Annotated in this window: 24 protein-coding genes and 1 rRNA gene; 9 read left to right on the top strand and 16 right to left on the bottom strand. The window is 66.9% G+C overall.

All coding sequences use genetic code 11. The features are described 5' to 3' along the window. Nucleotides 1-145 precede the first annotated feature (145 nt). Nucleotides 146-1,662: ribosomal RNA gene (locus QX204_RS04210) — 16S ribosomal RNA — on the bottom strand. Nucleotides 1,663-2,366: 704 nt separating this feature from the next. Here QX204_RS04210 and QX204_RS04205 point away from each other — a divergent pair. After that, on the top strand, nucleotides 2,367-2,852 hold the full coding sequence (locus QX204_RS04205; protein WP_301905254.1) for a MarR family winged helix-turn-helix transcriptional regulator: 486 nt from the start codon (nucleotides 2,367-2,369) through the stop codon (nucleotides 2,850-2,852). Between the two features lie 75 nt (nucleotides 2,853-2,927). On the opposite strand, the gene QX204_RS04200 is transcribed toward QX204_RS04205, so the two are convergent. Together QX204_RS04200 and QX204_RS04195 are read right to left on the bottom strand one after the other, a co-directional pair. Continuing rightward, on the bottom strand, nucleotides 2,928-3,332 hold the full coding sequence (locus tag QX204_RS04200; protein ID WP_301905253.1) for a DUF7144 family membrane protein: 405 nt from the start codon (nucleotides 3,330-3,332) through the stop codon (nucleotides 2,928-2,930). Nucleotides 3,333-3,412: 80 nt separating this feature from the next. Next, nucleotides 3,413-4,912 (bottom strand): flavin-containing monooxygenase, encoded by a 1,500-nt coding sequence (locus QX204_RS04195; RefSeq protein WP_301905252.1) that lies wholly within the window; start codon nucleotides 4,910-4,912, stop codon nucleotides 3,413-3,415. A 100-nt stretch (nucleotides 4,913-5,012) separates the two neighbouring features. On the opposite strand from QX204_RS04195, the gene QX204_RS04190 reads away from it, so the two are divergent. The 3 genes from QX204_RS04190 to QX204_RS04180 all read left to right on the top strand — a co-directional run bounded on the left by QX204_RS04190 (nucleotide 5,013) and on the right by QX204_RS04180 (nucleotide 7,975). After that, nucleotides 5,013-5,567, top strand: a complete 555-nt coding sequence (locus QX204_RS04190; RefSeq protein WP_357221458.1) for a YdcF family protein — start codon at nucleotides 5,013-5,015, stop codon at nucleotides 5,565-5,567. 65 nt (nucleotides 5,568-5,632) lie between these two features. Continuing rightward, entirely contained in the window at nucleotides 5,633-7,240 is a 1,608-nt protein-coding gene (locus QX204_RS04185) for a GMC oxidoreductase (RefSeq protein ID WP_301905251.1), read from the top strand. A gap of 9 nt (nucleotides 7,241-7,249) precedes the next feature. Beyond that, nucleotides 7,250-7,975 carry a VIT1/CCC1 transporter family protein gene (locus tag QX204_RS04180; protein ID WP_301905250.1) on the top strand — a complete coding sequence of 242 codons (726 nt, stop codon included), beginning with the start codon at nucleotides 7,250-7,252 and terminating at the stop codon, nucleotides 7,973-7,975. Nucleotides 7,976-8,102: 127 nt separating this feature from the next. Here QX204_RS04180 and QX204_RS04175 read toward each other — a convergent pair whose 3' ends face one another. The 11 genes from QX204_RS04175 to QX204_RS04125 all read right to left on the bottom strand — a co-directional run bounded on the left by QX204_RS04175 (nucleotide 8,103) and on the right by QX204_RS04125 (nucleotide 19,723). Next, nucleotides 8,103-9,674 carry a Na+/H+ antiporter gene (locus tag QX204_RS04175; protein ID WP_301905249.1) on the bottom strand — a complete coding sequence of 524 codons (1,572 nt, stop codon included), beginning with the start codon at nucleotides 9,672-9,674 and terminating at the stop codon, nucleotides 8,103-8,105. 135 nt (nucleotides 9,675-9,809) lie between these two features. Further along, nucleotides 9,810-10,451 (bottom strand): hypothetical protein, encoded by a 642-nt coding sequence (locus QX204_RS04170; protein WP_301905248.1) that lies wholly within the window; start codon nucleotides 10,449-10,451, stop codon nucleotides 9,810-9,812. Between the two features lie 128 nt (nucleotides 10,452-10,579). Further along, nucleotides 10,580-11,533 carry an MlaD family protein gene (locus QX204_RS04165; protein WP_301905247.1) on the bottom strand — a complete coding sequence of 318 codons (954 nt, stop codon included), beginning with the start codon at nucleotides 11,531-11,533 and terminating at the stop codon, nucleotides 10,580-10,582. Next, nucleotides 11,530-12,582 carry an MlaD family protein gene (locus QX204_RS04160; protein WP_301905246.1) on the bottom strand — a complete coding sequence of 351 codons (1,053 nt, stop codon included), beginning with the start codon at nucleotides 12,580-12,582 and terminating at the stop codon, nucleotides 11,530-11,532. The genes QX204_RS04165 and QX204_RS04160 overlap by 4 nt, the downstream gene beginning before the upstream one ends. Then, entirely contained in the window at nucleotides 12,579-13,676 is a 1,098-nt protein-coding gene (locus tag QX204_RS04155) for an MlaD family protein (RefSeq protein ID WP_301905245.1), read from the bottom strand. The genes QX204_RS04160 and QX204_RS04155 overlap by 4 nt, the downstream gene beginning before the upstream one ends. Beyond that, a complete protein-coding gene (locus tag QX204_RS04150) occupies nucleotides 13,676-14,695 on the bottom strand; it encodes an MlaD family protein (RefSeq protein ID WP_301905244.1) in 1,020 nt (339 codons plus the stop codon). The genes QX204_RS04155 and QX204_RS04150 overlap by 1 nt, the downstream gene beginning before the upstream one ends. Then, complete coding sequence (locus QX204_RS04145; protein WP_301905243.1) at nucleotides 14,683-15,687, bottom strand: MlaD family protein; 1,005 nt, start codon at nucleotides 15,685-15,687, stop codon at nucleotides 14,683-14,685. Before QX204_RS04145 ends, QX204_RS04150 begins: the two co-directional genes overlap by 13 nt. Continuing rightward, the gene (locus QX204_RS04140; protein WP_301905242.1) at nucleotides 15,684-16,718 is read right to left on the bottom strand and encodes an MlaD family protein; all 1,035 of its coding nucleotides are present in this window, start codon (nucleotides 16,716-16,718) and stop codon (nucleotides 15,684-15,686) included. The genes QX204_RS04145 and QX204_RS04140 overlap by 4 nt, the downstream gene beginning before the upstream one ends. A 3-nt stretch (nucleotides 16,719-16,721) precedes the next feature. After that, nucleotides 16,722-17,588: an MlaE family ABC transporter permease gene (locus QX204_RS04135; protein ID WP_301905241.1), complete on the bottom strand. Its 867-nt coding sequence runs from the start codon at nucleotides 17,586-17,588 to the stop codon at nucleotides 16,722-16,724. After that, nucleotides 17,588-18,433 (bottom strand): MlaE family ABC transporter permease, encoded by an 846-nt coding sequence (locus QX204_RS04130; protein WP_301905240.1) that lies wholly within the window; start codon nucleotides 18,431-18,433, stop codon nucleotides 17,588-17,590. The genes QX204_RS04135 and QX204_RS04130 overlap by 1 nt, the downstream gene beginning before the upstream one ends. Before the next feature lie 198 nt (nucleotides 18,434-18,631). After that, nucleotides 18,632-19,723, bottom strand: coding sequence for a calcium:cation antiporter (locus tag QX204_RS04125; RefSeq protein ID WP_301905239.1), 1,092 nt, complete (start codon nucleotides 19,721-19,723; stop codon nucleotides 18,632-18,634). Nucleotides 19,724-19,827: 104 nt separating this feature from the next. Between QX204_RS04125 and QX204_RS04120 the strand changes: the two genes are divergently transcribed. The 4 genes from QX204_RS04120 to QX204_RS04105 all read left to right on the top strand — a co-directional run bounded on the left by QX204_RS04120 (nucleotide 19,828) and on the right by QX204_RS04105 (nucleotide 22,461). Continuing rightward, on the top strand, nucleotides 19,828-20,478 hold the full coding sequence (locus QX204_RS04120; protein WP_301905238.1) for a phosphate signaling complex PhoU family protein: 651 nt from the start codon (nucleotides 19,828-19,830) through the stop codon (nucleotides 20,476-20,478). Nucleotides 20,479-20,676: 198 nt separating this feature from the next. After that, nucleotides 20,677-21,453 (top strand): HNH endonuclease family protein, encoded by a 777-nt coding sequence (locus QX204_RS04115; protein WP_301905237.1) that lies wholly within the window; start codon nucleotides 20,677-20,679, stop codon nucleotides 21,451-21,453. A 35-nt stretch (nucleotides 21,454-21,488) separates the two neighbouring features. Further along, a complete protein-coding gene (locus QX204_RS04110; protein ID WP_082844342.1) occupies nucleotides 21,489-21,713 on the top strand; it encodes a hypothetical protein in 225 nt (74 codons plus the stop codon). Between the two features lie 25 nt (nucleotides 21,714-21,738). Then, nucleotides 21,739-22,461, top strand: a complete 723-nt coding sequence (locus QX204_RS04105) for a phosphatase PAP2 family protein (protein ID WP_301905236.1) — start codon at nucleotides 21,739-21,741, stop codon at nucleotides 22,459-22,461. Here the strand turns inward: QX204_RS04105 and QX204_RS04100 are convergent. Then, nucleotides 22,410-23,486 (bottom strand): zinc-dependent alcohol dehydrogenase family protein, encoded by a 1,077-nt coding sequence (locus QX204_RS04100; RefSeq protein WP_301905235.1) that lies wholly within the window; start codon nucleotides 23,484-23,486, stop codon nucleotides 22,410-22,412. The two genes, QX204_RS04105 and QX204_RS04100, sit on opposite strands and share 52 nt — an antisense overlap. A 123-nt stretch (nucleotides 23,487-23,609) precedes the next feature. Here QX204_RS04100 and QX204_RS04095 point away from each other — a divergent pair, with 123 nt between their 5' ends. Further along, complete coding sequence (locus QX204_RS04095; RefSeq protein ID WP_301905234.1) at nucleotides 23,610-24,413, top strand: helix-turn-helix domain-containing protein; 804 nt, start codon at nucleotides 23,610-23,612, stop codon at nucleotides 24,411-24,413. Nucleotides 24,414-24,464: 51 nt separating this feature from the next. On the opposite strand, the gene QX204_RS04090 is transcribed toward QX204_RS04095, so the two are convergent. Continuing rightward, the gene (locus QX204_RS04090) at nucleotides 24,465-25,676 is read right to left on the bottom strand and encodes an FAD-dependent oxidoreductase (protein WP_301905233.1); all 1,212 of its coding nucleotides are present in this window, start codon (nucleotides 25,674-25,676) and stop codon (nucleotides 24,465-24,467) included. Nucleotides 25,677-25,714 lie beyond the last annotated feature (38 nt).

The raw sequence follows: 25,714 nt of genomic DNA, 5'->3' as shown, positions 1-25,714 counted from the left end.
ATGATCACTGAGGACCATCCGTATGCGATGAAAGTTGTCAGCGTTCCACCCATGAGCTCCAGCCGGACCACGAATGGGTCCGAAACTGTCTCTGCCAGCAGCGATCTCGACTCTTCGAGACACTCACTGGAGAATTGCTCCTTAGAAAGGAGGTGATCCAGCCGCACCTTCCGGTACGGCTACCTTGTTACGACTTCGTCCCAATCGCCGATCCCACCTTCGACGGCTCCCTCCACAAGGGTTAGGCCACCGGCTTCGGGTGTTACCGACTTTCATGACGTGACGGGCGGTGTGTACAAGGCCCGGGAACGTATTCACCGCAGCGTTGCTGATCTGCGATTACTAGCGACTCCAACTTCACGGGGTCGAGTTGCAGACCCCGATCCGAACTGAGACCGGCTTTAAGGGATTCGCTCCACCTCGCGGTATCGCAGCCCTCTGTACCGGCCATTGTAGCATGTGTGAAGCCCTGGACATAAGGGGCATGATGACTTGACGTCGTCCCCACCTTCCTCCGAGTTGACCCCGGCAGTCTCTCACGAGTCCCCGCCATTACGCGCTGGCAACATAAGATAAGGGTTGCGCTCGTTGCGGGACTTAACCCAACATCTCACGACACGAGCTGACGACAGCCATGCACCACCTGTACACCGACCACAAGGGGGCCTACATCTCTGCAGGTTTCCGGTGTATGTCAAACCCAGGTAAGGTTCTTCGCGTTGCATCGAATTAATCCACATGCTCCGCCGCTTGTGCGGGCCCCCGTCAATTTCTTTGAGTTTTAGCCTTGCGGCCGTACTCCCCAGGCGGGGTACTTAATGCGTTAGCTACGGCACGGAGTCCGTGGAAGGAGCCCCACACCTAGTACCCACCGTTTACGGCATGGACTACCAGGGTATCTAATCCTGTTTGCTACCCATGCTTTCGCTTCTCAGCGTCAGTTACTTCCCAGAGACCCGCCTTCGCCACCGGTGTTCCTCCTGATATCTGCGCATTTCACCGCTACACCAGGAATTCCAGTCTCCCCTGAAGTACTCTAGTCCGCCCGTATCGCCTGCAAGCTTAAGGTTGAGCCCCAAGTTTTCACAAACGACGCGACGAACCGCCTACAAGCTCTTTACGCCCAGTAATTCCGGACAACGCTCGGACCCTACGTATTACCGCGGCTGCTGGCACGTAGTTGGCCGGTCCTTATTCTACAGGTACAGTCACTTGCGCTTCGTCCCTGTCAAAAGCGGTTTACAACCCGAAGGCCGTCATCCCGCACGCGGCGTCGCTGCATCAGGCTTGCGCCCATTGTGCAATATTCCCCACTGCTGCCTCCCGTAGGAGTCTGGGCCGTGTCTCAGTCCCAGTGTGGCCGGTCACCCTCTCAGGTCGGCTACCCGTCGTCGCCTTGGTGAGCCGTTACCTCACCAACAAGCTGATAGGCCGCGGGCCCATCTCGCACCGATAAATCTTTCCACCCGAAGTCATGCAACCTCAGGTCATATCCGGTATTAGACCCAGTTTCCCAGGCTTATCCCGAAGTGCAAGGTAGATCACCCACGTGTTACTCACCCGTTCGCCGCTCGTGTACCCCGAAGGGCCTTACCGCTCGACTTGCATGTGTTAAGCACGCCGCTAGCGTTCGTCCTGAGCCAGAATCAAACTCTCCGTTGAAGACTCTCGAAACAACCCTCCCAAGGGAGAGCGAATCAAAATTATCTAACTAGAGTCCGAAAACCTAGCAAATGCGAACACCAGCAAAAAGTTCGCTGTTGTTCAATGTCCAACCTCCCACGACCGGGGGGTACATGAAAGATTGGAACCAATAATAATTATTGGCACTGACATTCATCGACACACTATTGAGTTCTCAAAGAACACACGCACACACTTCTACCAACAACATGTCGTCGGGGTTTCGGTGAGGCAAGGGTTCAAACTTAGCTCAGACAACCAACCGGAAGCAAATCCGATCCCAGTCGCACTGAACACGCAATCAGTCAGGCGCTCAACGTCCTACCTCGTGTCCCAGCCAGTGGCTGAGTCGGTGTCCGTGTCGCTCTGACTCGAATAAAGTTACGTGCCGACAAACACGAAGTCAAATCGCCTGCAAAATCCGGCATTTCCCCAGGTCGCGACCACCATCTCACCCAGGGCCGAAGGCCGGCGCTCATCGATGGACATGGCGCGCGACGGCAGTGAACAATCGGCGATCGGTCGGCAACTGATCACTTGTCCAGTGTGTTCTTGATCAATAAGAAGCTGTTTACCTGGCGATATGACGCGACATACATAGACAGCATTCACCGCTCGCTATACAGTTTGCCGACATTCAGCAATTTTGTAGCTATCAAGCGGGTGGAAGGCAGGCCGAGGTGATGGAGTATCTCGACCCGGTCGAGCGGCGCGCGTGGAGCGCGATGATCACCCTCTCGACGCTCGTACCGAGCGCACTCGACGCACGACTGCAGCGAGAGTTCGGGGTAACCCATTTCGAGTACCGGGTCATGGCCTTGCTCCACGACGCGCCGCGGCGCCGGATGCGGTTGAGCGTGCTCGCGGCGCGCGGGCACGGGTCCATCTCCCGGGTCTCCCACGTGATTTCGAAGCTGGAACGGGTGGGGTGGGCACGGCGTGAGGCCGCGGAATCGGGCCGCGGGATCGACGCGGTACTCACCACGAGCGGGCAGGCCAAGGTGCTGGAGGCGACGCCCGACTATCTCCTCGCGGTGCGCAAGCTGGTGCTCGACGGACTCGACGATCCGCAGAAGGCCGAGCTCGCGGTGTTGGGCGAGCGGCTCTCGCTGCACATCGTCCGCACGCTCGGCCCCGTCGAAGCGGGGCATTCGGCCCTCGACCCCTGAACGATCCGACGACCGAACAGACGAACAACGCCGCCCCGGTGACCGGGGCGGCGTTGTCGAATGGATCAGAACAGCTCAGACTCGGTTCGGTCGCCAGGTGGCCACCGCCCAGATCACCACGATGTCGACGGCGATGATCAGGATCGACCACCACGGGTAGTAGGGCAGCCACAGGAAATTGGCGATGATCGACAGTGCCGCGATCACCATCGCCGATACCCGGCCCCACGTCTGACCGGCCAGCAGGCCGATCGCGACGATCACCGCGATAGCGCCGAGAACGATGTGCCACCAGCCCCAGCCGGTGATGTCGAACTGATAGAGGTACTCCGGTCCGACGACGATGAGGTCGTCCTTGGCGACCGCGGAGATTCCCTGGAGAATCTGCAGAACACCGACCACGGCCAGCAGGATGCCAGCGCCGATGGAGGTTCCTGCCGCAATTCCGTCGCGCAGCTGGTGCTGATTCGTGTCTGTCATCGCTGGGCCTTCCCATGAGGTCAACGCCACGTGCCACCACGGCACACGTCAACGGTAGGAAACCCGGCGAGTCGCGCGCCTCACCCGTTGCGGGTGAACTCCCCTACCCGACGCGACACCGGTCGCAGGGTTTTGCCGAGGTCGGTGCGCAAGGTGATCAGCGCGTCGAGCAGGTAGTTCTGTCTGACCCGCCACGGATGACGGTCGCCCTGACGTGGGAACGCGGCGATCGAGCGCAGGACGTAGCCGGCGTTCAGATCGAGTAGCGGACGCTCGGCGAGCGAGCCCCTGGGCTCGGGGACCACCGCGGCGCTACCGGTGCGGTCCAGATGGGTGAGGACTTTGCAGACCAGACGGGAAGTGAGGTCGGCGCGCAGGGTCCACGACGCGTTGGTGTATCCGACGCAGATGGCGAAGTTGGGCAGGCCGGTGAGCATGGCGCCCTGCCAGACGAATTGATCGGCCAGCGGCACGGGGGTCCCGTCGACCGAGGGCGCGATGCCGCCGAACGCCAACAGGCGCAGGCCCGTGGCGGTGATCACGATATCGGCGGGCAGCGTCTCCCCCGAGACCAGGCGGATCCCCTCCGGGACGAAAGCATCGATGTGGTCGGTGACCACCGAAGCCTTGCCCTTCTTCATCGCCTTGAAGAAGTCGGCGTCGGGGGCGGCGCACAGGCGCTGGTCCCACGGGTCGTAGTCGGGCGTGAAGTGTTCGGCGACGAGCCTGTCGTCTTTGAGGATGCGCGCGGTGAGGTCGGTGAGCAGTTTGCGCGCGGCGACGGGACGACGGCGGCAGAATTGGTAGAAACCGATGCTGAACAGGATGTTCTTGGTGCGGATGAGCCGGTGGGCGAGTCCGGCGGGGAGCAGTTTGCGGAGCTTGTCGGCGTGCTTGTCGCGGCCGGGAACGGCGCTGATCCAGGTGGGGCTGCGCTGCAACATGGTGACGTGTGCGGCGTCGGCGGCGAGGTTGGGCACCAGGGTGACGGCGGTGGCGCCGCTGCCGATCACGACGATGCGCTTGCCGCTGGTGTCGAGGTCGGCGGGCCAGAACTGCGGGTGCACCACGGTGCCGGCGAAGTCGTCGCGGCCGGGGAACTCGGGGGCGTGCGGCTGCTGGTAGTCGTAGTAGCCGGCGCAGGCGTAGAGGAAACCGCAGGTCAGGGTGCTCAGTTCGGGGCCGTCGGGGCCCTCGTGGGCGATGGTGAGCTGCCAGTGGGCCTGCGCCGATGACCAATCCGCGCCGATCACCCGGGAACCGAAGCGAATGCGCCGATCGATGCCGTTCTCCTGCGCGGTCTCGCGGATGTAGTCCAGGATCGCGGAGCCGTCGGCGATGGAGCGGGCCGCGCGCCACGGCTTGAACGGGTAGCCGAGGGTGAACATGTCCGAATCCGAGCGGATGCCCGGGTAACGGAACAGGTCCCAGGTGCCGCCGAGGTCGGCGCGCGCCTCGATGACGGCGTAGCTGCGATGCGGGTGCTCGGTCTGCAGCCGGTAAGCGGCCCCGATGCCGGACAATCCGGCGCCGACGATGACGACGTCGAGGTGTTCGGGGGCAACGGCGGTGTCGGTCATGGGCTCCAGTGTGCCTGGCGTGCGACCGTGACAGAAGAGCGTGTGCCCGGTCGACAGCGGGACCGACGGCCCACTTCGAGATTTCGGTATCGTCGGAGCCGTGTCGATTTTTCGGCGTGCGGGATGGTTGCTCGTCGGCGCACTGGTCACCGTGCTGGCTGCCGCGTTCGCTGGATGGCCGGTCTTCGTGCACCCCCAGGTCGACCCGCTGCGGCCCGCGGACGTGATCGTGGTGCTCGGTGGCACCGCCTACGAACGGTTCGACCTCGGCATCGAACTCGCCGAGCGCGGCCTGGCCCCCGAGGTGCTGATCTCACAGTCCACCGGACCCGACGATCCGATGATGGACAAGTACTGCGGCGGCCGATTCGCCTTCCGGGTCTCGTGTTTCGTGCCCGACCCGTGGACCACCGACGGCGAAGCACGCGAAATCGTGCGGCGCGCAAAGATTTACGGCTGGAACCACATCATCGTGGTCACCTTCACGCCGCATGTGTCACGCGCCAGGTACATCGTCGAGAAATGCTACGACGGCGAGATCACCATGGTCGCCAGCCCGTCGGATTCCGGGGTGGAGTTCTGGTCGTGGATGTATGTGCGCCAATCCGCCGGGTACATCAGAGCTTTCGTCAATCAGCATTGCGAGACCGACTGACACAGGGTGGTCCGGCTCCTACAGTGAAATCAGCACTTCGGGGGCAGCTGGTGAGAGGACCGCCGATGCTTGTGGAGGACCTGCGCACCGTCGGCGACGACGCGCTGCGCACCCAGGTGTGCGTCATCGGGTCGGGCCCCGCGGGGTTGACGGTGGCCACCGAACTCGCCGCCGCCGGACTGCGCGTGCTGGTGCTGGAAAGTGGCGGGCACGAGATCACCGCGGACGAGCCGGAATTCGCCGCGATGGAGAGCATCGGCGCCGCGCGCGCGGAACAACACCGGATCGCGGGAAATCGGGTGCTCGGCGGCAGCTCACACAGTTGGGCCGGCCGTTGCGGCATGCTCGACGACCTCGACTTCGCGCATCGGCCCTGGGTCACCCGGTCCGGCTGGCCGATCGACGCGGGCGCGCTGCGGCCCTACGCCGAACGGGCCGCCGAGCATGCCGGACTCGGACACGGCACCGGCTTCACCGGCACCGAGTTCTGGTCACTGGCCGGGCGGCGAGCACCGGCCGACGAGCTCGACACCGCCTCGTTGCGCCCCTACTTCTGGCAGATCAGCCGCGACCCGGCCAACCGGTTCGACTGCAAGCGATGGGGTCCGCACGTGCGTGACATCGTCGCGCCGACTGCTCGGGTGCTGGTGAACGCGACGGTCACCCATATCGACACCGACGCCACCGGCGCGCATGTGAATTCGGTCGAGGTGACCGGGGCGGGCGGGCGCGTGCGCACGGTCGAGGCGCGGATGTTCGTGCTGGCCGCGGGTGGAATCGCCACGCCACGACTGCTGCTGGCCTCGCGGCGCACCGTCGTCGGCGGGATCGGGAATCGGTACGACCAGGTCGGGCGATACCTGATGGATCACCGCTGCGGGGTGGTGGCGACGCTGCGGACCGCCGAGGCCGGGGCGGCGCTCGACCGGTTCGGAAAGTACGTGGTCAAAAGTGCGCGAGGCCGCCACACCTATCTGCACGGCATGGCGCTGTCATCGGCGCTGCAACGGCGCGAATCGCTGGTGAACTGCGCGCTGTGGTTGCAGGAGGTCACCGCCGACGACGATCCGTGGGACTCGGTGAAGCGGTTCCTGCGCGGACGGGCGCACTGGCGGGACCTACTGATCATGCTGTCCGACACCGGGCTTCTGCTCGACGGTGCGCGACGCAGGTTGGTCGACAGTGTCGGGATACCGCATCGACTGGCCTGCGTCGAGGTGCGGGCGATGGTGGAGCAGACCCCGAACGCCGACAGCCGGGTGCGGCTTTCGACGCGGACCGATCCGGTGGGAATGCCGCTGCCGCAAGTGGATTGGCGGACGAGCGAGCAGGAGGATCGAACGGTGCGCCGGGCTACGGCGTTGCTCGTCGGTGAGTTCGCCCGGCTCGGTTTGCCGACGCCGCAGGTGGTTCCGGCGGCGCTGCCCGACAGCACCGATCCCCTACCGCTCACCGACTGGGCGCATCCCTGCGGGACCACCCGGATGTCGGCCGATCCCCGGCACGGCGTCGTGGACCGGCACTGCCGGGTGCACGGGGTGGACAACCTCTACATCGCCGGTAGCTCGGTGTTTCCGACGAATGGGCACGTCAATCCGACGCTGACGGTGATCGCGCTCGCGGTGCGCCTGGCCGACACGTTGCGCGCGGGGCTGGTGGCCGCTCCCGACTAGGCTGGGCCGGTGCCGGACTCGTCGACGACCAGCCATCCCCACGAACCCCACGCCGAGGGCCTCGCCTCGCGGTTGAACTGGCTGCGCGCCGGGGTACTCGGCGCGAACGACGGCATCGTCTCCACCGCCGGGCTCGTCGTCGGCGTGGCCGCGACCACGAACAACGCCCAGACGATCCTCACCGCGGGTATCGCGGGACTGGTCGCGGGGGCGATCTCGATGGCCGCGGGCGAATACGTGTCGGTGAGCACCCAGCGGGATTCGGAGAAGGCATTGCTGGCCAAGGAGCGCCGCGAATTGGCCGACGAGCCCGATTTCGAACTGGCCGAACTGGCCGGGATCTACGAGAAGAAGGGCCTCAGCCCGGCCACCGCGCGTGTCGTGGCCGCCGAGCTCACCGCCCACGACGCGTTCACCGCGCACGCCGAGGCCGAACTCGGCATCGACCCGCGCTCGCTCACCAACCCGTGGGCAGCCGCGTTCTCCTCGGCGATCGCGTTCACCTGCGGAGCGCTGCTGCCCTTGCTGGCGATCGTGTTGCCGCCCGCCGAATGGCGAGTCCCGGTGACCTTCGCCGCGGTGCTGATCGCGCTGGCGATCACCGGCTCGGTGAGTGCCCGCCTCGGCGGCGGCAACCGCGGACGAGCGGTGCTCCGTGTGGTCATCGGCGGGGCGCTGGCCATGGCGATCACCTACGGAATCGGCGCCCTCACCGACACACTGAGCGCCGGCTGAGCTCCGGCCAGACCTACCGCTGAACCCTGGGTACCCGCACACCCAGCGAATCCGCGAACCGCAATGTAGGCGCCTACCAAAAACTGAGGTCAGACCACGAATCCGTGAACTACCCGGGTCTGCGCACTCAATGCATCGGGCCGAGGTCGAGGCGGCGGGTGACCCGATCGACGACGTCCGGTGGCATGCCGGGTTCGCGGCGGGCGGCTTGGGCCTCGCGGCGGCCCGCTTCGGTGACTGCGGCGCGGACCGCCCGCATCTGCGAGGCGAGTTTTCGTTCCTTGTCCAGAGCCGCCTTGGCGTCGGCGTCGGCCGCTTCGGGATCGGCCTTGGCGGACAGCCGGCGCAACAGCGCCTTGAGGTCCTCGTAGACGTCTTCGGGGAGATTGTCGCGGGCGGAGATCGCTTTGAGCTCGGCGAGTTCGGCATTCACGACCCTGGTCCAGAGGGCCTGTTCGACGGCGCGTTCGTGCCGGGTGTCGGCGTGGACGCCGGTGAGGCGAACCACCAGCGGAAGTGTCGGGCCCTGGACGAGCAGGGTGAACAGCACGACCGCGAACGCGATGAACAGGATTTCCGAGCGGGCCGGGAAGTCGGCGCCGGTGTCGAGGGTGAACGGCACGGCCAACGCCAGCGCCACCGTGGCAACGCCGCGCATTCCGGCCCACCAGGTAACGACGACCTCGCGCCAGGTGAACGGTTCGTCGGTGTAGGGCAGTTTGGCGCTGATCGCCCAGGTGGCCATCAGCCAGGCCAGGCGCAATCCCACGACGACCACGATCACCGCGACGGTGACCCCGGCCAGCCCAGGCCAGTTGTGGCCGGTGGTTTCGATGACCACCCGCAGTTCCAGGCCGATCAGGGCGAAGGCGAAACCGGTGATGAGCATTTCGGTGATGTCCCAGAACGAGTCGGCGACCAGGCGGTAGTCACGGTCGCCGATCTCGGTCACGGCGTCGGTGAGATACAGCGCGCAGACCAGCACGGCCAGGACCGCCGAGCCTTCCCAGTGTTCGGCGATGCCGTAGGCGGCGAAGGGCAGCAGCAGGCTCAGGGCGACCTGGCCGGTGGCGGTGTCGAGGTGCTTGGTGAGCGTGCTGCCGAGCCAGCCGAGCACCAGTCCGACGACGAGCCCGACCAGCGCGGCGATCGCGAAGTCGGCGAGCGCGTGCCACGGACTGAACAGGCCGGTCATGACCACCTGGAGACCGACGGTGTAGATGACGATCGCGGTGACATCGTTGAACAGACCTTCACCACCCAGCGTGACGATCAGTCGGCGCGGCAGCCCGAGGCGGCCCGCCATCGATGTGGCCGCCACCGGGTCCGGCGGCGCGACGAGGGCGCCGAGCACTACGGCCGCGGCGACGGCGGTGCCAGGACTCCAGGCGTGGAAGACCGCGGCGACCGCGATCGCGGTGACGATCACGAGGCCGACCGCGCGCAGCGCGATGATCTGCCAGTTCTCCGCGAACTGCCGCCACGAGGTGCGGCGGGCGGCGGCGTAGAGCAGCGGCGGCAGGACCAGCGGCAGGATCAACTCGGGTGGGATGCTCAGGCTCGGCACGGCCGGAATCAGGGCGAGCAGGCAACCGAACAGGGTCATCAGGATCGAGGGCGCCAGACCGATGCGCGCACCGAGGGGTTCGGCGAGTACGGCCGCGAGCAGGATCACCAGAGTCAGCACCAACTGGTCCATAGCTGACCAGTCTCACCGACATCGACGGTGCGCGGTGATCGACCCGCCGCCGGTCAGGGGGCCGAACGGCTGATTCGACTCACCCGCGCGACCGCACCGGAGCCGGTCTTCTCGACGGCGCGGTGCGAGCGCGGATCAGGGTCGGACGGCCGCCGCCGGTGGGAGCAGGATCGGCGGAAGGGGGAACGGGAGTTGGAGGACGGGGGGCGGCGGAGGTGGTGGGGGCGGCGCCGGGGCGGGTTCGGGTTCGAAGACCGGGGGCGCCGGCTCGGGCGGGGGCGGCGGTTCGTAGGCGGGCGGCTCGTAGACCGGCGGCGGGGGCGGCGGTTCGTAGGCGGGCGGCGGCGCGGGCGCCTCCACGGGCGCGGGCCCGGGAGCGGGCTCGGTTCCGGGCGGCGGAGGCGGCGGCGCGGGGACCGCTGTCGGGGGCTGGGCGTCGGGGGTGGTCACCGTACATTGCCATCGGCCGTCGTCGTGGACGCGCCAGTGCGCGACGATGCCACCGGCCGAGCAGTTCCCGCCGACTCGCCTTGCCGGCCACGGTGGCGCGAATTTCTGGTCCTGATCGGCGGCTTCTCGATCAGACCCGGCGACCGGGAGACCGTTGGCGTCGGATCCCATCGGGTTCACCGACGGGTTGTCGTCACCCTGGTCGGCGCGCAGCAACAGACCGAGCGCGCCCACCAGTGCGAGTATCGCGGCGAGTACCGCCGCGATCGCGATCATTCGAGTACTGCTGCCGGTCCGAGTTTCCGGACCCTCGCCGCTCTCTGCCATCGCACCGCCTCCACCGCGGACCAGGTCCCCCGTCCAGCAGGCTACCGCAAGGTTGCTCGCGGACCGCTCGGCTCGACCGAACAACCACTGGCCAGGGCTGATACCTATATACGATGGTTGCCAGATATTTACTTGATCGCGACCCGCACCTTGACCGCGTCGGCGTCGGTGTTGTGCAGCGCCTGGGTGACCAGCGCGCTCAGATCGAGCTGCGGAGCGGTCGCGGTGACCGATTCGGTGAGCGGGCGCAGCCCGGGCAGCAGCGCGGAGAGCTCGGGGCCGAGCTCGTTCAGCTTGGCGGTGAGCTGCTCGAGCAACGACACCAGACCGCCGTCGCGCAGGTACATCCGCGGATCGCCCTCGGTGGCCCGGCCGACCGATTCGACGAACTGATCGATCACCTGACTCAACCGGATGAAGGCGGGCGCGGCGGCGGAGGTGGCCGGGCCCGCCCAGCCGATATCGCCGGAGACATACTCGAAGTTGTTCTGCAGCTCGCCGATCGCCGGGGCGCGACTCATCAGCGCCGCGGCGAGCAGGTCGCCTGCCCTCGCCAGCTCGGGGACCACGTTCTCGGTGCCGACCATCGCCGTGCCGAGCGTGTCGACCAGAGAGCCGACGACCGCGGGGTCGAGCTGCTCGACGGTCTTGGTGACCAGCCGCGCGACCTCGGGGATCGACATCGGGGTGCGCACGTTCTCGCCGGAAAGGCGCTGTCCGTCGGTGAGATAGGGCCCGTTGGCGTCGCGCGGCACGAACTGCACGTACGGCTCACCGAGCGAGGACAGGTGCTCGATGGTGACGACACTGCTCAACGGCACCTTGTGCTCGGCGCCGAACCGGAATCCGACCTGGACGCGACCGCTCGCCGAAGTGTCGACGCCGGTGACCTCGCCGATCTCGATGCCGGTGAGCAGGATCGGCGAACCCACGCTGAGGCCACCGGAGTTCGCGATCTCGATCGAAGCCGCGGTGTAGTCGGCGAACGGGTCGACGCGCACCACCCCGAAGGTCAGGTAGCTCGCGCCGAGCACGGTGATGGCGGCGATGCCGCCGAGTGAGGCCAGGGCACCGATCTTCATCGCACCATTCCGATCATCCGCAGCGCGGTGACGATCTGCGCCAGCTGGTCTTGTTCGGACACCTCGACACCGGTGACGTTCACCTTCGGTCCGCGCTCGGCGAAGGGAATGATCTTGTCGCGCAACAGGGCTGTCAGCAGCGCCATATTGGTCGAGGAGCGCAGGTCGGCTGAGCCGCCGGTGGCCAGCGGGAGGAACGCGGTCGCGGCGGCGTCACCGGAGCTCGCGATCGGAGCCAGCCAGGTGAGCGAGGAGCCGACCGGGCCGAGTGCGTCGAAGATCTTCATTGTCTTGGCGATCGAGTCCTGCGTGCCCGTCAGCGAGGCCACGGCCTCGGGGGTGAGGATGTCGGTGAGCGCCTGTTCGGTGTCGTCGTGCAGGATCGTCGCATTGCGGGACAGGCCGTTCACCAGCAGGTCGACCTGGTCCAGATTCGCGGCAAGATCAGCGGCGTCGGCGCCCATCACCGCGGAGATGCGGGCGGTTTCCCTGGGATCCTGTGGCATCACCGAGTTGATCCGGCCGAGCATCTCCTGCAGCTGACCGATCGCCCCGCCCTGGACGAACAGGGCCATGGTGGCCATCGTGTCCTCCAGTTGCACAGGCGGTTTCGTCCGTTCGATCGGGATCGTACCGCCGTCGCGCAGCAACTCGCCGAAGCCGTCCTTCGGGGTGGTGAGCGAGAGGTGGATATCGCCGAGGATGGTGTCCTGGCGCAGTTCGGCGATGGACTTCGTCGGCAACTGCACGGTGTCGAGGATGTCGGCCTCGACGATGACGTAACCGCCGCGACCGGCGGGCGCGTCGGCGGGCTGGACCACGCGCACCCCGTCGACGATGCCGATCTCGGCGCCGTTGGCGATCACCTTCGACTTCGCGGGCAGGTTCAGCGCGCTGCTGAACTCGATCTGCACGCGGTAGGTCGAACCGCTGACAGTCGAGCCCGGCACCGGTACCTCGGCGGGGTCGAAACCACAGCCGCCGACCGCGAGTCCGCCCGCGATCACCAGTGCGACCGCACTGCGTCGCAACATCTTTCGCGTGTTCATCGAGCACCTGCCATTCCCAGCACGACCTGCACGAGATTCACATCGGCCAGTCCCTGCGCCGGATCGGGGCACTGCCCCGGGATCAGCTCGTTCACCGCACCGCACACCTGGTCGGCCTCGCCGACGGGGAGGGCGACCTTCGGCGGCGCGTAGGTGATCGCGGTGCCGCCCGCGGGATCGGTGGCGCTGTGGAAGGCGGAGGCGAGCGCGGGCATCTTCGCCACGATCTCGCTCAACGATCCGACGTTGGCGCGCAACAACTTCACCAGCGGGACCGCGTCGTCGAGCACCCCGATCAGCGGGTCACCGAGAATGACCGCGATGTCGTCGAGCATCGGCAACACCTCGCCGAGACCGTCGAACAGCGACGTGGCCGGGCCGAGCAGATCGTCGGAGGCCATGTTGAGCAGCGGCGCCAGGCGGACCAGCATCGTCTGCAGGTCACCCCAGTTCGCGGCGACCCGGTTCGACACCGAGGCGAACGCGTCGAAAAGGCTTGCGAGATGGCCGATATCGGCGTCGGGCTTGTTCATCGCCGAACCGAGTTTGTGGATGAGTTCGTTGACCGTCGGGCCGGTGCCCGCGGTCGCGCGATTGAGCGAGGACAGGCCGTCGGACAGGGCACTCGGCTCACCCGCGGCGCCGCCGGAGAGCTGATCGGACAGGCTCGCCAGCGCCGTGAGCGTTTCGGTGATGCTCTTGGGGGTCAGGGTTTTGGTGATGCAGCCGCCCGCCAGCGGGGGCGCGGTCTTGCCGCTGGTGAGCACCGCCAGATTGCGGTCCGCCGCCACCGAGTACGCGACCGTGGTGGCGGAAGCATCGGAGTAGACCGGGAATTCGGCGTCGACCTCGAATTCGACGCGGACCTTGGCGCCCTCGTTGCGCACCGCGGTCACCTCGCCCACATCCATGCCGCGCATGGTGACGTGGTTGCCGGGGTAGAGGCCGATCGCGTCGGGCATGAGCGCGCAATAGGATTCGGTCTTCTTCAGCGGATCGAAGGCGACGAAGTAGCCGCCGGTCACCAGCGCCACGAGCACCGCGACACCGGCGATCGACATGAACGCCTGGGATCCGAGCAGTCGTTTCAGCATCAGCACGCCTTCCCGGGCAGCGGTACGCACACGCGGGCGCTCGACTGGTCGACCACCACACCGGCTTCGGGCGTCGCCAGCTGCGACAACTTCGTCTGCAGCGCGCCGACGGTCCCGATGACGGGCTCGAGCCGGCCGCCGAGTTCCTGCAGGCGAGGCAAGGTGTCGGCCAGGGCCTGCGCCTGTGGTTTCAGAGTCGATTCCCAGGTCGGCGCGAGACCGGCCAGTCGATTCACCACCGAGGTGAGCAGCCGAACCGCTTCGGCCAGCTCGGCCCGCTTGCTCAGCAGCAGGTCTTCGAGGAGGTTGACGTTGTCCATCAGCCTGCCCAGATCGGACTTGGCGCCGTCGTACATGGAGATGTACTCGTCGACGACCGCGATCGACTTCGACACCTGGCTGCGCTGACGATCGAGCATGTCGACGTACTTACCGACGGTGTCCAGCGTGGTGCGCAGCGCCTCCGGCGAGGTCGCGATCGCGGAGTTCGCGGCGGCCAGGTTGTTGCGCACGGTGTCGCCGTCGACGGCGGCCAGCGGGGCGGTGGCGTCCTGGAAGGTCTCGATCAGGCTGTAGGGCAAGCGGATTCGATCGGAGGGGATCGCCTTGTCCCCCAGCGGGGCCGTGCCGGCCGGGTAGAGCGCGACGTAGTGACCGCCGACCACGGTGAGCATGCGGATATCGAGGGAGGTCTTGTCGCCGACGAACACCTCGTTGTCGACGGTGAACTGCATGAGCACCTTGTCGGGCTTCAGCTCCAGGGAGGTGACGCTGCCGACCGAGATGCCCGCCAGGCGCACGTCGTCGCCCTCGCGCACCGACTGCGCTTCGCTGAGCTCGGCGGTGTAGGTGTGCTTGCCCAGCGGCACCACGTAGACCACGCCCGCGGCGATGATGAACAGCACGACCAGGCTCAGGCCGATGATCCCCATCCGCAGTTCCCGCGCGCGTTTGCCCGCTTCGTCGGGGATCGGGCGATCACCGGCGAACATCCCGGTGAGCTTCTTCAGCGGTTGCATACGGTGACCTTCTGTCCGGCGATCAGCACCTGCAGCGGCGCGGGCACCTCGGCGGCGCCGTTGCTGCAGTGCGGCGTGAAGTCGGCGAAACCACGCGAGAGCGAGGCGTCGACCGTGGCCAGCAGACCGGGGAGCTTGCCGAATACCTCGACGGCTTCCTTGGGATTCGGGAAGAGCCCGCGGATCATCGCGTCGACGTCGGCGCCGCCGCCTTCGACCAGGCCGAGCGAGGCGAGCAACCGGTCCACCGGGGCGAGCACCGAGGGCGCGGTCATCGCGAACTGCGCGACGCCGCCGATATTGCGCTGCATCGCCTCGAAGATGTCGGTGAGCCGGGCCAGCAGCGGCAACAGGTATCCGACTCGACCACCGTGCCGGTCGCCCATGTCGGACAGGTTGCGGATCAGGACGCCGATCACCTGCTGACGGTCGTCCGCGTAGCTCGCGAGCTGGTCGATCGCGGTCAGCGCGGGACCCAGGCCCGTGCCGTCGCCCTCGATGACGGCGAGCATGCTCGCAGTGAACTGGTTGATCGCTTCCGGCGACAAGGTGGCGAGCACCGGCTTGAGGCCGCTGAACAGGCTCGTCACGTCGAAGGACGGCACGGTCATGTTCGCGCCGATCCTGGCGTTCGCCGCGATGGCCTTACCCGGGTTGGGCGCCTGCTGCAGGTCGATATAGCGCTGGCCGGTGAGGTTCTGGTAGCGGATGGCCAGCTTGGAGTTGTCGTAGATCGGGGTGTCGGTCTTGACCGTGATCGCGACCTTGGCCTTGTCGCCTTCGAGGCTGATCTTCTCGATCTTGCCCACCTGCACGCCGAACATCCGCACGTCGTTGCCGACCTTGAGGCCGTTGGCGTCGGTGAACAGCGCGTCGTGGGCGTAGGTGTCGCCGTCGACGGGACGCTTGATCAGGGTGAACACGAGCCCGAGGACGGTGATCATCACCAGGGTGAAGGCGCCCAGGCGCAGCGCGGTTCCGCGAATCTTCATCGCCCACCGGCCTTTCCGAACAGCGGCACCGCGATGCCGGGGACACCGCTGAGCTCGACGTCGAGGTTGAGGACTGGACCGTTCGGGCTGTCGGGCATGGCGCCGCGCAGGTTCTGCAGCAGGGCGGTGAGATCGGCACCGGTCCGGCGCGGGTTCGGCGACATCTGGGCCAGCGCCAGCAGCATCGGGGCGAGCATGTCGGTGGTCTCGGCGAAGTGGCCGCCCGCGGTACTCAGCGTGGTGGTCAGCGCGGGCAGGATGCTGCCGCCGATCACGCCGACGCCGATGTCGTAGCGCTCCTTGTCGACCTGGGTGACCCTGATCTCGCTGAGCTGGTCGATCACTTTCATGGTGGCGCCCGCGAACTCACCGCCGCCGTCGAAGGCGGGGCCGAGCTTGCCGAACAGCTCCGAGGGCAGCACGTCCTGGTTGTCGGCGAGGGTCTTCGCGACCGTGATCAGGGCCTGCACCAGCGGGGTGAAGGCCTTGAAGTCGGCGGCCAGCTGGGAGATGACGGTCGCCATCTGCGGGCTGGTGACGGTCATGCCGACCTGCGAGAGGCTGCGCAGGATCGCGCTCATCGTCGCGTCGTAGACCCGGTCGCCGTTGGCGCCGGTGAGGTCGAGGACCGCGCCCTCGCGCAGCGGCGAACCGCCCGCGCCACGGCGCAATTCGATCTCGGCGATGCCGAACAGGTTGGTCGGGGCGTAGTCGATCGCGAGGCTGTCGTCGATGCCGACCAGCCGCTGCGAGTCGAGCAGCAGCGAGATCTGCTGGGTGCCGCGGGCGCCGGGGGTCACCTCGGCGACCTCGCCGACCGTCACGCCGTCGACGCGGACCTGGCTGCCCACGCTGATGCCGTCACCGAGATGTTCGGTGTGCAGGGCGATGCGCAGGCCGTCTTCGGTGCGCAGGTTGTTGTAGGCGACAGTGCCGAGCAAAACCGCTGTGATCAGTCCGAGGATGATCGCGCCGGTCGTGCGCGCGCTGCGCCGATCGGCCGCGACGCCCGGCATTCCGTAATTAGGCATAGCTCACCCCGTAAAACTGATCGCCGAGTTGAAGCCCCAGAGCATGATCGTGAGGACCATGTCGATGGCGATGATGGCCACCGAGCTGGCGCGCACCGCGCGACCGGAGGCGATGCCGACCCCCTCGGGACCGCCGGTGGCGAAGAACCCGAAGTAGGCGTGCACCAGGATCACCACCGTGCCGAAGACCGCCACCTTGATCACCGCGGCGATCATGTCGAAGCCGGAGATGAACTGGAAGAAGTAGTGGTCGTACACACCGGCCGACTGGCCGTAGACCATCGTGAGCAGCCCGCGGCAGGCGCCGTAGGCCAGGATCAGCGCGATCAGGAAGGTCGGCACGATGGCGATGGCCCCGGCGATCACTCTGGTGGTGACGACGTAGGGCACCGATCGCAGGCCGAGCGCCTCGATCGCGTCGATCTCCTCGGAGATGCGCATCGCACCGATCTCGGCGGTGATCCGGCAGCCGGCCTGTGCGGCGAAGCCGATGGCCGCCGCGATCGGGGCCAGCTCACGGGTGGTCGCGTAGGCCGAGATCACGCCGGTGACCGGGCCCATGCCGAGCATGTCGAGTGAGGCGAACGATTCGACGCCCACCGAGGCGCCCATCACCAGGCCGAGCACGATCATCATCGGCACGGTGCCGCCGCCGACGATGATCGACCCGCGACCCCAGGTCATATCGGTGACCGCGCGCAGCGTTTCGTCCCGGTAGCGGCGCAGCGTCAGCGGCACCGACGACAGCACCTGCCAGACGAACACCGCGACGAAGCCGATCGATTCACCGGCGGTGACGATCCGCTTGCCGAGGCGGGCGGGCTTGCGCAGCCAGTGCAGCGAGGTGGGGATGTACGACGAGGCAGCCATCACGCCAACTTCGTCGGCAGGAACATGGCGCTGATCTGGCTGGCCAGCAGGTTCACGATCGCGATCGAGACGACCGAGAGCACCACCGCCGCGTTCACCGCGTCGGCGACGCCGCGCGGACCGCCCTTGGCCTCGAGTCCGCGCTGGCAGGAGATGATCACGACCAGGAAGCCGAAGATCAGCGCCTTGAGCAGCGAGACCCACACGTCACCGGCGGTCGCGAACGAACCGAACGTCGACCAGTAGCTGCCCGGGGTCACGCCCTGACCGCCGACGGCGACCGCGTATCCGGCCAGCACGCCGACGAAGATGATCAAGACATTGAGCATCGGAGCGACCAGCAGCATGGCGGCCAGGCGCGGGATGACGAGCCGGTGCACCGGGTTGATGCCCATGGTGTTGAGCGCGTCGATCTCCTCGCGGATGGTGCGCGCGCCGAGGTCGGCCGCGATGGCCGCCGCGCCGGCGCCGCCGAGCAGGAAGCCGGTGGCGATGGGCGCGCCCTGTTTGATCACGCCGAGGCCGCCGGTGGCGCCGAGCATGGAGTCGGCGCCGAGGCTGTGGATCAGGTTGCCGACCTGGACCGAGACGATCACGCCGAACGGGATCGCCATCAGGATCGCGGGAATGGCGGTGACCGTGATCAGCCGCCAGGCCTGTACGAGGGTCTCCCGCCACTGGAACTGTCTGCGGGCGATGTCGGAGAACGATCCGCCGACCGCTTGCTGTGCGAGATCGACCGCACGCCCGAAGGTCCGCAGCGATGACACGACGGTGTCGGTGAAATTCTCGCGGACGATCTGGGTAGCGGAATCCGGCTTCGCGGAGTGCAGATCGGTAGGCATCAGAGATGCCTCCGGGCCGCTCGTGAAGCACGGGGCTTGGTGATTTTCATACCGCACTCTCTGGCTTCGGCGTCGGTGCCAACTCCAGCAAGCTAACCGGTACTCTGCGTCACAACAAAATTTCCAGTGGGTGACCCTGGTCGCTTTTCCGCGATTTTCATGACAGATCTACACGCCGTGTGATCCACAGCACCTCACCTACGGACTTGCGGCCAGGAACACAAAAGCCGCGAACAACGCCAGGTGAACGCCACTGTGTAGCAGGGTCGCGCGGCCGGGAACGATCGTCAGCGTGCCGACCACGACCGTGAGCGCGAGCAGAACCATCTGCGTAGCACCGAGACCGAGCACCAGCGGACCGCTGAGCCAGATGGTCGCGATCGCGATCACCGGAATGGTCAGGCCGATGCTGGCCATCGCCGAACCGAGCGCCAGGTTCAGACCGATCTGCACCTGGTTGCGGCGCGCGGAGTTCACCGCGGCGAGAGTCTCGGGCAGCAGCACCAGCATCGCGATCACCACACCCACCGCCGACGGCGGCAATCCCGCCGAGGCGATCGCCGACTCGAGCGCGGGCGAGACCACCTTGGCCAGGCCGACCACGCAGACCAGAGCGAGCACCAGCATGCCGAGACTGATCAGTGCGGCCCGATTGGACGGCGCGTGACTATGGGTGTCGCTGTCGTCGACAGCGCCGCCGTCTTCCACCGGAAGAAAGTCGTCGGGGTGGCGCACCGTCTGCACCATGACGAACAGCCCGTAGAGCGCCAGCGAGGCGACGGCGGCGAAGGCCAGCTGCGCCGGCGAGAACTCGGGGCCGTGCGCACTGGTGGTGAAGGTCGGCAGCACCAGACTCAGCGTGGCCAGGGTCGCGACGGTGGCCAGGGCGGCCCCGGTCCCCTCCGCGTTGAACACCGCCACCCGTCTGCGCAGCGCGCCGACGAGCAGCACCAATCCGAAGATGCCGTTGCAGGTGATCATCACCGCGGCGAAGACGGTGTCGCGGGCCAGCGAGGCGGCCTTGTCGCCGCCGGAGATCATCATCGTGACGATCAACGCCACCTCGATCACGGTCACCGCCACCGCGAGCACCAGCGACCCGTAGGGTTCGCCGACCCGGTGGGCGACGATCTCGGCGTGATAGACCGCGGCCAGCACGGCACCCACCAGGGCGATACTCACCAGCGCGACGATCAATCCCGGTACCGAACGGCCCCAGCTGAGTACGAGCACGAGCGCGGCGAGGATGGGCACGTACATGGTCCATTTGGTCGTCAACGCGGCAATCATGACCTCCATCCTTCCAGCTACGACCGGGCACACCCGGATCCGTCGCGGCACGGATCTCGGCGATGGATTCACTCGCACCCCCTCGATGGGGAACAATTCAGCGCGTGCGGACCCAGTTCACCCTCGAGCTCGTCGCTTTGGCCAACGATCTCACCCTGATGTCGCGCGTCGCTCATGACGCGACCGAGCGGGTCACCCAGGCGCTGGCCGGCGCCGACCTCGCTGCCACCTACGAGGTGTTCGCGCTCGACGAGCAGCTACAACTGATGTTCGCCGCCTGCGAATCCCGCACCATGGCCCTGCTCGCGTTGCAGGCGCCGGTCGCGCGCGACCTGCGCCACGTGGTGACCGCGATTCAGGTCGCCGGCGAGCTGTCGCGGATCGGTCGGCGCACCGAAACCGCTGGGCAGTACGTGTATCGGGCACATCCGAGCGCGGTCGCTCCCGCATCGGTGATCACCGAACTGGTGTCGATGGGCACGCTCGCGGCCGCCTGTGTCGCGCGGGTGAGCGCGTCGGTGGCCAGCGGTCGATTCGCCGCCGACGACGGCAGCGACATCGAGGCGATGGAAACGCTGTGCAAGCAGTTGCGCACCGCCCTCAGCGAGGCCGAGGTGAGCACCGAGGCCGCGATCGATATGGCGTTGCTGGGCAGTCAATTCCAGCGATGCGTCGACCATGCCGCCCGCATCGCACGGCTGATCCGGTTCCTGGACACCGGGATTCCGCCGGAGTCGGGATCACTGCCCGACTGACGGATTGTGATGTCGATCACCCCGAGTTTGCACCCGGACGGCAACGGTCATTTCCATCCATAGATGAACGCTATTGAGCCACAATCGGTTCCCGCTGTGCTGTGCGGAACTTCATAGCGGACAATCACTGACGACACCCGGTGCGGCCGTTAGGTTGTGCCGGTTCATTTCTCGACGGAGCGTCTGGGCGGTACGGGCATGAAGTGGTCTTCGATCAACGGCAGGATCCTGGGACGAGCCCTGCTCGCCTTCGTCGCGGCGGTGTGCCTGGCTGTGGTGGCCGCCTGTTCGAACTCGCTGCTGGACGAGGTGAATCCAGGGCCTGGCGCCGCGGGCGCGGTGACGTTGTCGGGCAAGGAGATCGGTGATCTGGTCGCCACCCTCGTCGTCGCGAAGGAAGGCCCGATGACGGGCTACACGCGCGAGAAGTTCCCGCACTGGGACACCAACAAGCCCGAGCACGGCTTCACCGGCGACCTGGCCAAGTACACCAAATGCACCAGTCGCGAGGTGATGATGCTGCGTGACGCCAACGGCAAGGTCACCCTCGACGCCAAGACCTGCGACTTGACGGTGGCGGCCGGTGGCGGCTGGCAGGACCACTACGGCTTCATCGACAAGAAGACCGGCCAACTCGGGCCCTACAAGTTCATCACCGATCCGTCCAAGGTCGACGCCGAACACATTGTCGCCCTTGCCGAAGCGTGGCGATCCGGCGCCGCCGACCGCGACGAGGACACCCGCCGCCGCATCGCCAACGACTCGATGAACCTGGTCGCCGCCGACCCGTCGGCCAACCGTTCCAAGGGTGATCAGGATCCCGCGAACTATTTGCCGCCCGGTAACTTCCGGTGTGCCTATGTGGAGCACTATGTCAAAGTGAAGGTAAAATACGCACTGACCGTTGATACCGCCGAGCACACCGCATTGCGCACCGCAGTCGATGACTGCCTCCGCCGAGGAGAGTTCAAATAAGCGAGCCCATCGAGATCACCGCCGAGAGCGCCGTCATGACCGAAGAGGAAGGGACGGTGTCCGGCGAGCTCGATGTCATGCTCGACGACGCGGGCAAGGGCCTCGTCCGCTACCGCGGCACCGATACCTGGTTCACGATCGGCAACATCGACTGCGAACCCCCGCGCACCTGGGACTGCGTCGCCGACCTGGTGAAGGCGATCAAGAAGGACGCGGGCACCCGAGATGTCGCCGGAAACATCGTGGTCTTCGAAGCATGAGGATTCACCTGGCAATCTGGTAGTTATGCCGACTACCTCTCGACAGCCATCGCCCACCGACGTCGCCTGGTCCGCGCTGTGCCGCCGGACGCCGTACGTGGTCGCGCTCATCGCGACCACGGCGGTGTTGATCGCAGCCCTCACCTGGGAGGTCACCAGCGGTGTCAGCCGGATGGACACCGTGGTGCTCGACTGGATGGTCGCGCACCGCGGCGAACCGCTGACCAGCATCGCCACGGTGATCACCGACCTCGGCAGCACGCTGTCGATGACGATCCTGGCGTCGTTCACCGTCGGCGTCTTCGCGTTGCGGCGCAACCTGCCGGTCGCCGCCCTGGTCGCCATCACGTCGCTGGGTGCGGGAGTGCTGGTGTGGGTGATCAAACGTCTCGTCGGCCGCCAGCGACCGCCGGAGGCGTCGCGGCTGGTCTTCGAACCCAGCCTGTCGTACCCGTCGGGGCATACGCTCGGGTCCACCGTGGTCGTCGGCATCGTGGCGTTGGTGGTGGTCCCGCGGCTGCGCAGACACTGGGTCCGGGTGATCGCGACCGTGTTCGCGATCGGCTTTCCCCTTGCCGTCGGATTATCGCGCATCTATCTAGGGGTCCACTGGACCACCGATGTGCTCGCCGGCTGGATCATCGGGCTGCTGTGGCTGGTCCTGTGTGTCACCGCGTTCACCCGCGTGCTGAGCCCTCAGCCCGCCGCGATCACCACCTTGCCGAACGCGGCCCCCGAGCGCAGGTAGTCGTAGGCCTCGACGGCGTCGTCGAAATCGAATTCGCGGTCGATCACCGGGCGCAGACGATGCTCGGTGATCGCGCGATTCATCGCTTCGAAACCGGCTCGGCTGCCGACGGCGATCCGCCGGATGGACAGATAGGAAGAGCCGAACGGGTTGTCCGGCAGTGTTGTTCCCGGCGCGGGCGCCATCGCGCCGACCATGGTCACCGTGGCGTTGTACGCGCCGGCGCGTACCGACTGTTCGAGCGTGGGCAGGCCGACCGCGTCGATGATGTGCTCGGCGCCGGTGCCTGTCATCTCCATCACCGCGTCGCCCCAGTCCGCGGTCACGGTGCGGTCGATCACCGCGTCGGCGCCGAGGGCCCGCAACCGGTCGGCCTTTCGTCGGCTGGACGTGATCGAGATGACCTCGGCTCCGAGGATCTTGGCGAACTGGATCGCGTACAGCGCCACCGCACCGCTACCGACGGTGAGCACCCGCGCACCGGGGGCAGGCAGGGCGGGAGTAGTGAGCGCCGACCAGGCGACCAGACCCGCGCAGCTGAGGGTCGCCGCCTCCGCATCGGTGAGATGCGTGGGTACGTGCACGATCGAATCCTCTTCTATCAGTGCGTACGTGGCGAGGAACCCGTCGAAGTTCGCGCCGTACTGTTCGGCGGCCGTGGCGAGGGTTTGCGGGCCGTCGACCCAGTGCACGAAGTAGCTCGCGGTGATCCGGTCGCCGATTGCCGCGCGGGTTACGCCGGAGCCGAGCGCGACCACCTCACCGACGCCGTCGGAGAGCGGCACGATGCCCGGGGTGGCCGGCAGCGGGTAGGTCGCGTCCATCAGCATCAGGTCGCGCCGGTTCACCGAGGCGGCGCGCACCCGGATCAGCACCTGGTGCGGACCGGGTTCGGGTCGTGGCCGCTCGGCACGGGTGAGACCACCGTCGAGGTAGTAGGCGGTGTCGATTGCCGGGAGCCGAGACCGGTGATCGGCGCGGGTCGGCGCGTCGGTCAGGAGGCGGTGGATGTCGTTGTCACTCATGGGCAGAACTCTGGCGCGGACGGTGTGGTCGCGCGATTCCCCGGAGGGTATGAGCCGGGATGCGGGCCGCATGATTCCTTCGAGGGAATGGCGGATAATTCGTCGACGCGGTTGACTCGGGCGATGACGACCGCGCTGTCCACCACCGGGTTCGGCCCGCAACTGCGGCACTGGCGCACGCTGCGCCGGGTCAGCCAGCTCGACCTGGCGATCCGGGCCGAGACCAGCCAGCGGTACCTGAGTTTCCTCGAGCAGGGCAGGTCGAAGCCGGGTCGAACGATGGTGGTTCGGCTGGCGGAATCGCTCGAGTTGTCCCTGCGCGACCGCAACACCCTGCTGCTGGCCGCCGGATTCGCCCCGGTGTTTCCCGAAAGCGATCTCGCCGCACCGGAATTGGCACCGGTGCGCGAGGCGATCACCGCCGTTCTCGACGGGCACATGCCCTACCCCGCGCTGGTCGCCCGACCGCGCGGCGAACTCGTCACCGCCAATGCCGCGTTCGACCTGTTCACCGAGGGTGTCGACCCGCGACTGCTGAATTCGCCGATCAATGTCCTTCGGCTGGCCGTGCACCCCGACGGCGTCGCCCCGCGCGTGCGCAACCTCCCCGACTGGGGCAGGCACATCATGGATTCGCTCCGGAGCCGCGCCGCGCACACCCCCGATCCGGCGCTCGACCACCTCATCGCCGAGCTGTCGAGCTACCTGCCTGCCCCCTCCCCCGGCCCCGACCATGTCGGCTTCGCCGTTCCCCTCCACCTGCGCACCCCCGACGGTGACCTCCGCCTGATCACCACCCTCACCTCCTTCGCGACGGCTACCGACGTCACCATCGCCGAACTCCACCTCGAGGCATTCCTGCCCGCCGACGCGGAAACCGCGCGCATCCTGAGACTGCGCGCGGACCGTCACCGAACGAAACGGTGATCGCGCACCGCGTGACAGCCCTCGATCACCGTCGACCGAGGGCTGCCCGGATCACTGTGCGGCAGTAGCCGATTCCGCCCCGACCGGCGCATCCCAATCGATGCGGTACCGGCGTTCGGCGCCCATCGTCTTCTCCGGGTTCATCACCGTCTTGACCATGAGCGGCATCATCGCGTTCATCACCTTGCGGGCGAGGGGTCCCGGGGTCTTGCTGTGGTTGATCTTCGCCGCGCGCGCCGCGATGCCTTCCACACGGGCCCGCCGCAACTGCTCGTAAGCCGCGAAAGCCTCGGTGGGCGAGGCGATATCGCGCAGGCATCGCGCCAGTTGCACGGCGCTCTCGATCGCCAGTGACGCACCCTGTCCCGAGCTGTTCGACGGTGCGTGCACCGAGTCGCCCACCAGCACCATGCGGTCGCGATACCAGTGCGGCACCGGGCCCATGATGTGCAGGGCGCCGGTGATCTCCAGATTCTGCGCCGTGGTGCGGCGGGTGAATTCGGCGCCGGGAGAATCGGGGGCGTACGTCTCGCGCAGTACTTCCAGCCAGTGCTCCGCGGGGACGGCACGGGCATCGGTGAGCGAAAGATATTGCTTGCTGGGCAGGTTCGCGCCCCAAGCCACGCGGCCGTCGGCCTGTTTCCAGTACAGGTAGTACGCCTTGGCGCCGAAGGCGAACACCATGGTGTCGTCCGGCAGGTCGAGGTCACATTCGACCAGCGCACCGAAGCCGAGCATGCCGGTGTAGCCGGGACCGGGCGCGGCCGGGTCGATCAAATTTCGTACGGTGGAGCGGATTCCGTCCGCGCCGACGAGGATATCGGCGGTGGCGGTCGATCCGTCGGCGAAGTGCGCGGTGACACCGTCGGGGTGTTCGTCGACGCTCGTCAGCCGCTTGTCGTAGCTGAACGGCACGCCCGCGGCGATCGCGTGATCGTGCAGGGTGCGATGCAGTTCGCCGCGGTCGACAGCCTGGAGCGGGGGCTGGTCGGCCAGCACCGGCATGATGTGTTCACGACCGCTGACGCGCAGTCGCATCTGCGCGACCGGTAGAGCGATCTCGCGCACCGCGTCACCGGCGCCGATGATGTCGAGCGCCGCGACACCGTTGGGTGCCAGCGCCAGCCCGGAGCCGATGCCCTCGGAGGGGCCGGAATAGGCCTCGTAGACGTGGGCGTCGATGCCTGCTTTGTGCAAGGCCGTGGCGGCGACGGGTCCGGCGATGCCGCCGCCGATGATCAATGCGGAACGGGTGGTGGACATGGGTGATCTCCAGATCTGTGTCGGCGCCACCCAGCTAT

Source organism: Nocardia sp. PE-7 (genome assembly GCF_030486425.1).
Taxonomy (GTDB): domain Bacteria; phylum Actinomycetota; class Actinomycetes; order Mycobacteriales; family Mycobacteriaceae; genus Nocardia; species Nocardia salmonicida_A.
Note: the sequence above shows the minus strand (reverse complement) of the source record. Positions and strands in the feature narration are given on the sequence as shown.